This is a genomic window from Mordavella massiliensis (assembly GCF_016902415.1).
GTDB classification, from domain to species: Bacteria; Bacillota; Clostridia; order Lachnospirales; family Lachnospiraceae; genus Merdimonas; species Merdimonas faecigallinarum.
Map to the genome: position 1 here is coordinate 1 of NZ_JACJLV010000052.1, position 12,785 is coordinate 12,785.

Annotated in this window: 10 protein-coding genes; 8 read left to right on the forward strand and 2 right to left on the reverse strand. The window is 50.2% G+C overall.

The window, feature by feature from the left end; genetic code table 11:
• Nucleotides 1–443: 443 nt before the first annotated feature.
• Nucleotides 444–782, reverse strand: a complete 339-nt coding sequence (locus H6A13_RS11385) for a sporulation initiation factor Spo0A C-terminal domain-containing protein (protein ID WP_204909687.1) — start codon at nucleotides 780–782, stop codon at nucleotides 444–446.
• Nucleotides 783–1,058: 276 nt separating this feature from the next.
• Here H6A13_RS11385 and H6A13_RS11390 point away from each other — a divergent pair, with 276 nt between their 5' ends.
• The 4 genes from H6A13_RS11390 to H6A13_RS11405 all read left to right on the forward strand — a co-directional run bounded on the left by H6A13_RS11390 (nucleotide 1,059) and on the right by H6A13_RS11405 (nucleotide 8,040).
• Nucleotides 1,059–1,751: a response regulator transcription factor gene (locus H6A13_RS11390; protein WP_204909688.1), complete on the forward strand. Its 693-nt coding sequence runs from the start codon at nucleotides 1,059–1,061 to the stop codon at nucleotides 1,749–1,751.
• 11 nt (nucleotides 1,752–1,762) lie between these two features.
• Nucleotides 1,763–4,327 (forward strand): sensor histidine kinase, encoded by a 2,565-nt coding sequence (locus tag H6A13_RS11395; RefSeq protein ID WP_204909689.1) that lies wholly within the window; start codon nucleotides 1,763–1,765, stop codon nucleotides 4,325–4,327.
• Nucleotides 4,328–4,449: 122 nt separating this feature from the next.
• Nucleotides 4,450–5,598 (forward strand): class I SAM-dependent methyltransferase, encoded by a 1,149-nt coding sequence (locus H6A13_RS11400; RefSeq protein WP_204909690.1) that lies wholly within the window; start codon nucleotides 4,450–4,452, stop codon nucleotides 5,596–5,598.
• A 3-nt stretch (nucleotides 5,599–5,601) separates the two neighbouring features.
• Entirely contained in the window at nucleotides 5,602–8,040 is a 2,439-nt protein-coding gene (locus H6A13_RS11405) for a hypothetical protein (RefSeq protein WP_204909691.1), read from the forward strand.
• 124 nt (nucleotides 8,041–8,164) lie between these two features.
• Here H6A13_RS11405 and H6A13_RS11410 read toward each other — a convergent pair whose 3' ends face one another.
• Nucleotides 8,165–8,662 carry a QueT transporter family protein gene (locus H6A13_RS11410; RefSeq protein WP_204909692.1) on the reverse strand — a complete coding sequence of 166 codons (498 nt, stop codon included), beginning with the start codon at nucleotides 8,660–8,662 and terminating at the stop codon, nucleotides 8,165–8,167.
• A 291-nt stretch (nucleotides 8,663–8,953) separates the two neighbouring features.
• Between H6A13_RS11410 and asnS the strand changes: the two genes are divergently transcribed.
• The 4 genes from asnS to H6A13_RS11430 all read left to right on the forward strand — a co-directional run.
• On the forward strand, nucleotides 8,954–10,345 hold the full coding sequence (gene asnS, locus H6A13_RS11415; protein WP_204909693.1) for an asparagine--tRNA ligase: 1,392 nt from the start codon (nucleotides 8,954–8,956) through the stop codon (nucleotides 10,343–10,345).
• Nucleotides 10,346–10,428: 83 nt separating this feature from the next.
• On the forward strand, nucleotides 10,429–11,124 hold the full coding sequence (gene vanR / locus H6A13_RS11420) for a VanR-ABDEGLN family response regulator transcription factor (RefSeq protein ID WP_338043070.1): 696 nt from the start codon (nucleotides 10,429–10,431) through the stop codon (nucleotides 11,122–11,124).
• A complete protein-coding gene (locus H6A13_RS11425; RefSeq protein ID WP_204909694.1) occupies nucleotides 11,114–12,337 on the forward strand; it encodes a sensor histidine kinase in 1,224 nt (407 codons plus the stop codon). The genes vanR and H6A13_RS11425 overlap by 11 nt, the downstream gene beginning before the upstream one ends.
• On the forward strand, nucleotides 12,258–12,785 hold a 528-nt coding region (locus H6A13_RS11430), incomplete at its 3' end, for a metallophosphoesterase family protein (protein ID WP_204909695.1). The genes H6A13_RS11425 and H6A13_RS11430, both read left to right, overlap by 80 nt.

The window sequence follows — 12,785 nt, forward strand, 5'->3', positions numbered from 1 at the left end:
GTAATAATAAATAGTAAAAAATATTATCTTGTTTATTTGTGTAATTAGTTCGTATTATGGTAAAACAAAAGAAATATAGGGCGGTTTAAAGCTATATTTAATTGTAAAGCGACTTTAGAAAATTTGACCTGGATTTGACCCGGACGCATTTCCGGGCACAAAATAAAGCTGTGAAACACAGCGAAAACCCGCAGGCCACAGGGGCTTGCGGGTTCCGTTGTTGTTATAGCTATCTAAAGGAATGAGAGTAAAGTATATGCCGCTGAAAAATTCATCTGCGGTATTGTACTTTAATGAGGGGGAGATAGTTTTCTTAACTATCTGAACTTTAGTATAAAGGACAAATATGTCTAAAATATGTTAAAAGTATAAAAGAAAAAGAAAATTTCTTAAGCGCCCCTTAAGAAACAGAGAAGAGAAAAAGGAGGCGCGGCATTTTCTGACTATTTCTTTAAATGAGCAGTTAAAATGTCCAGAAATTCACTGGAAGTCGGGCGGATCAGAATCGGGTGCAGGGCGATTTCCTGAAGGAGAGTAAGATTTCCCCGCTCCCAGCAGACCTTGACAGCAGTGCGGATATCCCGTTCCACGCTGCTGCTGGTAGTGTGGAAATATTTGGCGATCTGAGGGTAGAGAAGCTTGCTGACAGCCAGAAGATAATCTTCATCCGCAAGACAGAGACGAATGCCGTAGTTCAGGTAGCGATATCCCCGGTAGGTCGCGCCGATCCCAAGAGAACGCAGCAGGCGTTCCACATCTTTTTCATTTTCTTTTCCGTTCATCTTGCTTTCTCCTCAAACATAGGATCTTTTCATACGAAACATACCATTTGGTACATTATATCCAAAAATACAATTTAAAAAGAAAATTCGGACAGAAAGGGAAAGAATTCGATATAAAACGACATGTGGCGACAGTCCGGCGGGCGGGGCCGGTGAATGGGGACGGGGGATTTTCGAAAAATCCCCCGTCCCCATTCATAATTTCTTAATAATTTTCCACTGAGGCTCTTAAAAATTACCTGTTATTCTTGTATAGTAAACAAGGAGGTGGTTGAGATGTCGAAAATATTAGTGTGTGATGATGATAAGGAGATTGTAGAGGCAATCGATATATATCTGTCCCAGGAAGGGTTTGAGGTCTGCAAGGCTTATGACGGGGAAGAGGCGCTGAAGATATTGAAGAATGAAGATGTGGAGCTTCTGGTGATTGACGTGATGATGCCACGGCTGGACGGGATCCGGGCGACGTTAAAGATCCGGGAGCAGAATAATATCCCGATCATTATCCTGTCGGCGAAGTCCGAGGATGCGGATAAGATCCTGGGGCTGAATGTGGGGGCGGATGATTATATGACGAAACCGTTTAACCCGCTGGAGCTGGTGGCAAGAGTGAAGTCCCAGCTTCGTCGGTATACCAGGCTTGGAAGTACCCCGGCGGGCGGGCAGGCGGTTTACTCTACCGGGGGACTGACTGTTAACGATGATCTCAAAGAAGTGACGGTGGACGGGGAGCCGGTGAAGCTGACGCCGATTGAATATAATATTTTGCTGTTTCTGGTAAAGAATCAGGGCAAAGTATTTTCGATCGATCAGATTTACGAGCGGATCTGGAATGAAAATGCGATAGGCGTGGACAATACGGTGGCTGTACATATCCGGCATATCCGGGAAAAGATTGAGATTAATCCGAAAGAACCAAGATATCTGAAAGTGGTGTGGGGCGTCGGATATAAGGTGGAAAAATTATAGGGGGCGTGCATATGGGACAAAAATGGTATCGGAAAAATGTGGTGAAAAGTATATGGATCCTGGCAGAGCATGTGTTTCTTCTGGTTATGGCGGCCAGTTTTCTATGGCTGATGTCCTACCCGGTGCTAAGGAGCGAGATTTTTAACGGCACCCATGCCGATCAATATGAGGACACCAAAGCATTTGCGGATCAGGTGCTGCATACCGGTGAAGGGATCAGTGCGGGGATTGCGCAGAAAGAGGATTTTGAGACGGATGGATATTATGATCCGGACAAGATCATAGACGCGGCAAAGTATGTGGGAAGTGATGTGGCGGGCGGCGGGTCCGAGAGTCTTTCCTACCGGCTGGAGGATATGGTGGCCTGGGGGGAAGCCCTAAACCAGGATACCGGTGAAGCTGCCGGGGATGAGGGAAATATCATCGTCTGCCGGCGTTCCGACGGAACCTATCATTATTACGAGTATTCAGAATTTCAGGATCTGATCCAGAACGGGGAGCTTTCTTTTGTGATGGCTTCCGAAGAGGGAGGCATGACCCAGGAGGAGATTTTACTGTCCCTGCGGGACAGGACATTTTCTGAGGGAATGAGTGATCTTTTTAAGGGCGTGCAGGATCAGGAAGGCCGGATCCTCTATGTAGATTGCTGGAATTATGACGGTTACTGGTACAAGGAGGAATGCAAGACCGCCGAAGGGAAGAGCATTCTGGATGTGGCAAATGAAGACCCGGCCTGGAATGGTCATTTAAGCGAGGCGTTTGACATCGTGGATACGGCGGTCCAGTCCGTATACTGGAACATGGATCACTATCAGCGGCTTCTGGAATCCTACCAGGAGGGCGATACAAATCTGACGTATCTGTATGTGGACCAGACGGCGAAAGAGATCGTGTCCAACCGGGAAGAGTACCGGGAAGGCCAGGATCTGGAGGCGACGCTTGACAAGATCCGGGAAAGCGGGAAATACGCGATCATCTATCCGAGGCTTGCGGATTTTGAGACAAATATGAAAAATGTAGACGCGGCGGAGTGGAGAAATGCGCTGCAGGTGAACGGCAAGGAAGACGCATATATATTTGCGTTGAGCGTGGACACCACCTACCCGGTGCAGGATTCCTTTTATACGGAAAGCCAGACATATGCCCAATACGGCGGAACCGCGGTATGGGTGTTTGCGGCCGGCGTGGCGGCAGCCATCTTATTTGCCCTGGGACTGATCTGGCTGACCCTTGCGGCAGGCCGGCGTCCGGAGGACGAGGCGCTGCATCTGAACAGCTTTGATCACTGGAAAACCGAGATCGCAGCGCTTCTGGTATTTGTACTTTGGCTGGTTCCGGTGCTCCTTTTGGGAAGTACGGTTTCCATGACCTCCGCAGTCGTCTATGACGAATACGGACGCATCGTCCATGCAAATGCATTTCAAAACAGCGTGTATTCTTCTACCGGAAATACCGTGGCGATGACCGTGATGATTCTGTACAGCTGCGCGATGTTTCTGGCCGGTTATCTGAGCCTGGTACGAAGGATCAAGGCCGGGACACTCTGGAAGGACAGCCTGCTTCGCAGTATCGTGAAGTTCATCGGGAGAATTTTCCAAAATCTGTCGATCCTCTGGCGGATCGTCCTGATCTTCGGAGTCGTCATATTGTTCCACTGGATTGCATTTTTCAGCTACGGCAGCTTCTTTTTCTTCGGGCTGATGGTACTTTCAGAAGTCCTGATATTTGTATACATGATCAAAGACGCACTCGGAAAGCAGCGGATCAAAAAAGGAATTGAAGAGATCGCGGGCGGGCAGGTGGATTACAAGATCCATGTGGATGGACTGCCCAGAGAGCAGCAGGATATTGGAGAAAAGATTAATTCGATCGGAGAGGGGCTGGACCGGGCGCTGGAAAAAAGCATCAAGAGCGAACGCCTGAAAACAGACCTGATCACAAATGTATCCCACGATATCAAGACGCCGCTGACGTCCATCATCAATTACGTAGAACTTCTGAAACAGGAAAACTTTGAAGATCCCAGGATCCGGCGGTATATCGAGGTGCTGGAGCAGAAATCCCAGCGGCTGAAAACCCTGACCGAAGACGTGGTGGAAGCGTCAAAGGTAAGTTCCGGAAACATTACACTGGAGTACATGAACATCAATTTTGTGGAAATGATCCAGCAGACCAGCGGCGAATTCGAAGAAAAATTCAAAGCCAGAAATCTGACGGAAGTATTGAACCTTCCGCAGGAGGAAGTCATGATCCGGGCAGACGGGCGCAGAATGTGGCGGGTGCTGGCAAACATCTATAACAATGCGGCAAAATACGCGCTGGAAGGCACCCGGGTTTATGCCGATCTGCAGGTCGTAGACGGGCATGCGGTATTCAGCCTGAAAAACATATCACAGCAGCAGCTAAATATCTCTGCAGACGAACTGACCGAGCGGTTCATAAGAGGCGACATTTCCAGGAGCACGGAAGGCAGCGGCCTGGGCCTGTCTATCGCCAAGACACTGACAGAGATGCAGGGCGGGAAATTCGAGCTTTATCTGGACGGAGATCTGTTCCGGGTGACGATCACGTTTTAATTTGGGACGTAGTCCTTTTGCAAAGGACTACGTCCCAAATTGCGTTTTGCCCTGTACCTTTTTGCAATTTACCCTGTACCCTATTGCGGTTATCGCGAAAAAACATTACAATATAGGGTACTATGGATGAATTAAGAATTTTATTACAGGAAAATCTAAATACAGAATTTATCTCTGCGGTGCTGAGTAATCCGCGGAAGAAGGACGGAACGGAAAAGATTAAGGTGCGTCCGCTTCTGAAAAAGGGGGAGCTGCTTTTTCAGGTGGAATCTTTCCGGGGGAAGCAGGCGTTCCATGAGAATCTTCCGGCCGCCGGGGCCTGCCGGGCGCTGCTTGGCTATATGGAGAACATGCGGCAGATGCAGATGGAGACGACGGAAAGCAGGTACACGGTGCTGGTCAGCAAGAAGGGGAAAGTGACGATCAAAAGGAAGGCGCAGACCGGAACCGTCAAAGCGGTTTCTCTGGAGCATGACCGTAAGAAAAGTTATATCCTGGAGGAGGGGAAGCCGGTTCCGTTTCTGGTGGACCTGGGCGTGATGACAAAAGAGGGAAAGGTGGTGCATGCCAGATATGATAAATTCCGGCAGATCAACCGTTTCCTTGAATTTATCGAAGACATTCTGCCGGAACTTGACCGGGACCGGGAACTGACGATCCTGGATTTTGGCTGCGGCAAGTCTTATCTGACTTTTGCGGTGTATTATTATCTGCATGAATTAAAGGGATACCGTCTGAGGATCATAGGCCTGGATCTGAAAAAGGAAGTGATCGCCCACTGCAATGAACTTGCCGGAAAGTACGGATATGAACATCTGAAATTTCTGGAGGGGGATATCGCGGACTATACCGGGGAAGAGCGGGTGGATATGGTGGTCACGCTCCATGCCTGCGACACTGCCACGGATTACGCGCTGGCGAAAGCGGTTGGCTGGGATGCGAAGGTGATCCTGTCTGTCCCCTGCTGTCAGCACGAGCTGAACGGGCAGATAGAGAATCAGATCCTGGCTCCGGTGCTGAAATACGGCCTGATCCGGGAGCGGATGGCGGCGCTTGTCACGGATGCGCTCCGGGCGGAGTATCTGGAAAGAGAAGGCTCCCAGGTGCAGGTCCTGGAGTTTATCGACATGGAACACACACCAAAGAATATACTGATCCGGGCAGTGAAAGGTGGCAGACGGGGGGAGAATCAGGATGCCATACGCGCCTGCGAAGAATTTCTGCATGTGTCGCCCACGCTCGGACGCCTGCTGGATCACAAAGGGGAATGATAAATGAAATGGAAGAAGAGACTGGCACACGCCGGCATCCTTGCAGCTGTATTTGTGGCTGCGGTTCTGGTGTTTGCTTATGTTACAAATAGAGGAAACGACAGCATGACGGCGGATATGGGGGCTGCCTCCTATCCGCAGGTCGCAGTATCTTATCAGGGATACAGCCTGAACACCATGTCCGGTTATGCACGGAAAATGGACGTTCCATCCGTGAGAGACACCATCTCTCCCATCGAGAACGGGAAGATAAATCTGGATCTCCGTGCGTATGAAAATCAGATTTCCGGCCTTACCTGGACGGTCTATTCGCCGGACGGAGAAGAAGAACTCCTGAATGGAAAGGTAAAGAATCCGGCGGAGCAGGTTTCACTGGAAATAGAACCGGCAGATTTAAAGGGCCGGGAAGGCGTTCTGGAGATCGTGCTTGCCACGGACATCCGCGACGCGATCTACTATTATACGCGGGTGACGGACGCGGCCGGGAAAGATATCCTGGAAAATCTGGATTATATCCGGGCCTTTCATGAAGGAGCCCTGGCAAAAGACAGCAACGCCGGTGTGGAGGCTGCGCTGGAAACCGATGAAGAAGGGGATAATTCCACCTATCAGCATGTGACGATCCATTCGGATTACGCACATGTTTCCTGGGGAAATCTGGAGCCGCAGGTGGAAAAAGGCGAGCGCTGGATGATCAAGGAGATCAACAGCGTATCCATTTCCGTGGAGATCCAGTTCCTGGTGCGGTGCAAAGGCGAGGAAAATGATACCGACCTTTACCAGGCAAAGGAATATTTCCGGGTGCGCCATGCGGCCGATCAGGGCGCTACCTATCTTCTGGATTATGACCGGACGATGGAGCAGATCTTTGACCCGACCCGCCAAGTGCTGAATGAAAACGGCATCCTGCTGGGCGTGACGGATGTGGACGTGTCCTATATGGTAAATGGGGACGGCGAGGTGGTGTCGTTTGTGACCGCGGGCGAACTGTGGAATTATAACAAAACGACCGATGAAGCTTCGTTGCTCTTCAGCTTTATGAATACGGAAAATACTGACGAGAGAAATCTGGTCCGCCAGCATAAGATCCGGATCCTCAGTGTGGACGAGGAAGGAAATACCATGTTTGCGGTGTACGGTTACATGAACCGGGGCGAGCATGAAGGGGAAGTAGGAGCTGCGGTGTATTCGTATGATATCAGCCAGAATTCTGTAGAAGAAAAGGTCTTTGTTTCCATAGACAAGGGGTATGCCCAGGCGGTGAAAGAGCTGGATAAGATCATGTATTACAGCGCCAGCCGGGATGTTTTGTATACCATGATGGATGGAATGCTGTATGAGTATACACTGGAGAAAAATCTGAGCAGAACGGTCGTGGAAGGCCTGACGGAGGGCCAGTATGCCGTGTCGGCGGACGGCCGCCTGGTGGGATATCAGGCAGACGGAGATGTGAATACAGCCACCACCCTTAAGATCATGAATCTGGAAAATGGAAAAGAATGGGAAATATCCTGCGGGGAAAATGAATGTATCCGGCCGCTGGGATTTATCGGAGGGGATGCGGTCTACGGGGTGACCCGCACCGGCGATACCGGGCAGACCGTTTCCGGAGAAGCCGTTGTCCCCATGTATAAGGTTGAGATCCAGGGAAGCAATGGCAAAGTCAAGGAAAGCTACCAGCCGGAGGGCATGTATGTGCTGGATGTCCAGATCCAGGGCAATATGATCACCCTGGACCGGGCGGCAAAAAACGGTGATACTTACACCGCTGCCCAGCCGGATTATATCACCAACAATACCGAGCAAAAAGAAAGCAACATTTCTCTGGAATCCTATAGTACAGAACTAAAAGGAACCCAGATGCGCCTGACGTATGAGGACGGCATTTCCGATAAAGAGCCAAAAGTCCTGAAGCCGAAACAGGTGCTGTTTGAGAATACCCGGGAGATTTCTTTTGAAACAGGAGAAAGAGCCTTCCGCTATGATGTGTATGGATACGGCGAGTTACTGGAAAGCTATGAAAAGGCCGGAGACGCCATCCGCCATGCAGACGAGGTAAATGGGGTGGCTGTTACCGAGAGTCAGCAATACCTCTGGGAGCGTGGGAACCGGGATCTGCAGTACAGCATTACCGGAAAAGATGATGTGATCGAGGCGATCCGTGCCGGGCTTGAGCAAAAGAAGAAGCCGGCGGCGATCATGGAAGAGCTGAATGGAAAAAGCATGGATCTAAGCGGCTGTACAACGGAGGAACTGCTGTATGTGATCAACCAGGGGAATCCGGTTATCGCGATGCTGGATGCGGAAAATGCAGTGATCCTGGTGGGTTACACCGAAAGCAGCGTGATCTATGTCCATCCGGACAGCGGCGAGCGCAGCAGCGCAAGCTATGGAGAAATGGATCAGATGACGGCGGGAAGCGGCAATACCTATGTTGGATAGCATTTCCGGATACGTTGCAGAAAACAGAAAAAAAGAGAAGAAAAAAGAGCGGGGCTCCTGTGATAAGAAGATCACAGAGCATCCGCTCTTTTCGCGTCTTTTCAACATTTTGATTTCGAAAAAATTATTTTCTGCCCGCAGGAACGAACAGCCGTCCCCGATATCTCTTCAGAGCAGTGTACAGCAGGAAGCCCAGCACGCCGCAGGAAACCACTTCGCCGATCCCCACAGTCAGCATCATAAACGGAATGGGCAGCGCGATGCCATAGGCGTACCGCAGCACAAACGGCACGATCACGATGTTGGAAATAACCGGTGGCAGCGCCAGCAGTGGAAAAGCCTGATCTTTTAATTTGCAGGTGAAAAAAGCGCCGATCAGAGTGGCCAGACTTCCGCAGATGATGTCCGGAAGGATGGCTCCGCCCAGGGTATTGCCGATCAGACAGCCGACAAACAGTCCCGGGATCGCGGCCGGAGTAAAGGCCGGCAGGATCGTGAGAGCTTCAGCGATGCGAACCTGTACCTCGCCGAAAGAGAAGGGTGCAAAGACATAAGTAAGCACCACGTAGATGGCAGCGATCATAGCTGCCTGGGTCAGAAACGTAACATTCTGTTTTTTCATTTTTTTGTCTCCTTTAGTTTTGTTTTACGAGTGGAAGGTCTCGAACACTCGGCACATTTTACGGCGGTGACCGCCGGCAGACCTTGAAAGACCTTGGTTTTAGACGGGTCTGCGACGAAAGTTAGTATAGCATGGCAGCGGCAGGAAATCAAGAAAAAGGTGGCTGGTTTTCTTGTAGTTTGAAGTGTTTTTTGGCTCCCCCGGCGGCCAAGCTTTAAAAATCAGGAACAATGTGTTATAATGGGCGAAAAGTATTTTGAGAAATAGCAGAGTAAAGGAGCGTAAACGTACATGAAGTTAACAGAGATCAGGGATTTGTATGAGAACAGGGAAGCTTACCTGGATCAGAAGGTCACAGTAGGCGGCTGGATCCGCAGTATTCGCGACTCCAAAACATTTGGTTTTATCGTACTGAATGACGGCACTTTTTTTGAACCGCTGCAGGTGGTTTATCATGATAAGATGGACAATTTTGCCCAGGTTTGCAAATTAAATGTAGGGACAGCGGTAATCGTGACCGGTACACTGGTGGCGACTCCGCAGGCCAAGCAGCCGTTTGAGATCCAGGCGGACAGCGTGGAGGTGGAGGGAGCCTCTTCTCCGGATTATCCGCTGCAGAAGAAGCGTCACAGCTTTGAGTATCTGCGGACGATCTCTCATCTGCGTCCAAGGACCAATACTTTTCAGGCGGTATTCCGTGTGCGGTCTTTGACAGCCTATGCGCTGCACAAGTTTTTCCAGGAGCGGGGATTTGTCTATGTGCATACACCGCTGATCACGGGAAGCGACTGTGAGGGCGCGGGGGAAATGTTCCGTGTGACCACGCTGGATATGGAAAATGTCCCGAAGACTGAGGAAGGCCATGTGGATTACAGCAAGGACTTTTTCGGGAAAGAGACCAGTCTGACGGTCAGCGGCCAGTTAAATGCGGAAGCTTACGCGCAGGCGTTCCGCAATGTCTATACCTTCGGGCCGACCTTCCGGGCGGAGAATTCCAACACGACCCGGCATGCGGCCGAGTTCTGGATGCTGGAGCCGGAGATGGCCTTCGCGGATCTGGAGGATGATATGATGCTGGCGGAGGCAATGCTGAAGTATGTGATCAATTATGTGCTGGAGCATGCGCCGGAAGAGATGAACTTCTTTAACTCTTTTGTAGATAAGGGTCTGCTGGATCGTCTCCACAATGTTGTTTCTTCTGAATTTGCGAAGATTACCTACACAGAGGCGATCGAACTTCTTGAAAAGGAGAACGACCGGTTTGAGTATAAGGTTTCCTGGGGAACGGATCTGCAGACAGAGCATGAGCGCTATCTGACAGAAGAGGTGTTCAAGCGGCCTATATTTGTAACAGATTATCCGAAAGAAATTAAAGCGTTTTATATGAAACAAAATGATGACGGGAAAACAGTGGCGGCAGTGGATTGCCTGGTTCCGGGCATCGGTGAGATCATCGGCGGAAGCCAGAGAGAGGATGATCATGACAAGCTGCTGGCCCGGATGCGGGAAGTTGGAATGAAGGAAGAGGAGTACGGATTCTATCTGGATCTTCGCAAGTACGGCTCCACCAGACATGCGGGATTCGGTCTGGGATTTGAGCGCTGCATCATGTATCTGACCGGCATGAGCAATATCCGCGACGTGATCCCCTTCCCGCGTACAGTGAACAACTGCGATCTCTAGGAAGCGGGAAGGCTTCCGGACCGGGAAAGCCGTAAGATAAAGGATGAGGAAGGAACATCAGGGGGAGAAATAAGGAGGTTCCCATGAGTATGAATATTTTGGTGGTAGACGATGAGAAGGAAATCGCGGACGTGATCGAACTGTATCTGCAAAATGACCAGTACAATGTCTACAAGTTTTATACAGGACAGGATGCGCTTGATTGTATCCACAGCATGAAAGTGGATCTGGCGATTCTGGACATCATGCTCCCGGATATTGACGGATTTCAGATCCTGAAGCAGATCCGGGAAAAATACAAGTTCCCTGTGATCATGCTGACTGCAAAGACGGAATACATGGACAAGATCACAGGACTGACCCTGGGGGCGGACGACTACATCCCCAAGCCGTTTAATCCCCTGGAGCTGGTGGCAAGGGTCAAAGCGCAGCTGCGCCGGTATACCCAGTATAATGACGGGGGAAAAGAGGAAGGGGAGATCATTGATTTCGGAGGACTGTTTCTGAACAGGACCTCTCATGAGTGTATTTATAATGAAGTTCCTCTGACCCTGACGCCGATTGAATTTGATATCCTGTGGCTTCTGTGCGAAAACAGAGGCCGTGTGATCAGCTCGGAAGAGTTGTTTGAAAAAGTCTGGCATGAGAAATATTATAAAAACAGTAACAATACGGTGATGGTGCACATCCGGCATCTGCGGGAGAAAATGAGCGCGCCCACCGGAAAATCTGACTTTATCAAGACAGTGTGGGGAGTAGGTTATAAGGTTGAAGAATAATTATCGTAAATTAAAGTTCAGCGTGCTTCTGCAGACGCTGCTGGTCACGGCTCTTACCGTGCTGGTGGGCGGTTTTCTGCTGAATTACGTGATCGACGGAATTTACAATGACAGCTTTGCCAGGATCTTTGTAGATATCCTGATGGATTTCCACGTAGAAGAAGAGACGGCCATAGACTGGTACTGGAAACTGATCGGCGACAATAAGACTTTTTATATGATCGTCGGGTTTCTTCTGCTGTTTGCCGCGTTCTTCTATATTGCGCTGTCCAAAATGACCAGATACGTAGATCAGATCGGAGACGGTATTGAAAATATCGTCTCTGATTCTAATGAGCCCATTCATCTGATCACAGAGCTTAAGCCGATCGAGATCCGGCTTAATGAGATCAAGGCAACCATCCGGCGCCAGGAGCTGGAGGCTGCGGAAGGGGAGAAGAAGAAGAACGATCTGGTCATTTTTCTTGCCCATGACCTGAAGACGCCCCTGACTTCCATTGTGGCGTATTTAAGTATGCTGGAGAGCCATCCGGAGATGCCGGAAGAAGAGAGGGCCAAATACACTCACATTGCTCTGGAAAAGTCTCTGCGGCTTGGCGAACTGATCAATGAATTTTTTGATATTACCAGATACAATCTGCAGCAGATCGAGCTGGAGCCTATCGAGATCAATCTGTCCTTTATGCTGGAACAGCTGGCGGACGAGCTCTACGGCGTTCTTCAGGAGAAGCGTCTTTCCTGCCGGGTAAATGTAGAAGAAAACCTGGTGGTCTATGGGGATCCGGACAAGCTGGCCCGGGTGTTTGACAATATCCTGAGAAATGCCATTGCCTATTGTTATGAGGATACTTCGATCGAGATTGAGGCCCAGGAGACCGGCGGAAAGGTAGAGATCACATTTACCAACCGGGGCGACCGGATCCCGGGAGATATGCTGCAGACGATTTTTGAGAAATTTTACCGGGTAGACGGTTCCCGGTCCAGCGGGACCGGCGGGGCAGGGCTCGGGCTTGCCATTGCCAAGGAGATCGTAGAGCTCCACGGCGGAAGGATCCTGGCAAAAAGCGACGACCTGCGGACGCAGTTTATCGTCACCCTGCCGACAAAGAACCAGGAAGAAGAAGGAGTAACGGATGAAGTTCATACACATCGCAGACGTGCATTTGGGGGCAAGTCCGAACGCAGGAAGCGCCTGCAGCAAAAAGAGAAGTAGAGAACTCTGGGAAACATTTGCCGGGGTGATCCGCACCTGTGAGCAGGAAGGAACCGATCTTCTGCTGATCGCCGGAGACCTTTTCCACAGGCAGCCGCTAAGGCGGGAGTTAAAAGAAGTGGACGGGATGTTTGCGTCTCTTTCCAGGACGCGGGTGGTCCTGATCGCGGGAAACCACGATTACATCCGCAGGGATTCGTATTACCGCACATTTCCGTGGAGTGAAAATGTGACCATGCTCCGGGAGGAGCATCTGGAGAAAGTGGAGTTTCCGGAACTGTCCCTTGCGGTGTACGGGCTCAGTTATCATTCCAGGGAGATCCGGGAACCGCTATACGAGGAAGAGCGGCCTTCGGGGTCCTGGAAGTATGAGATCCTGCTGGCTCACGGAGGAGATGAAAATCACATCCCCATCCATAAGAAAGAATTGTCTGCCATGGGATATGAT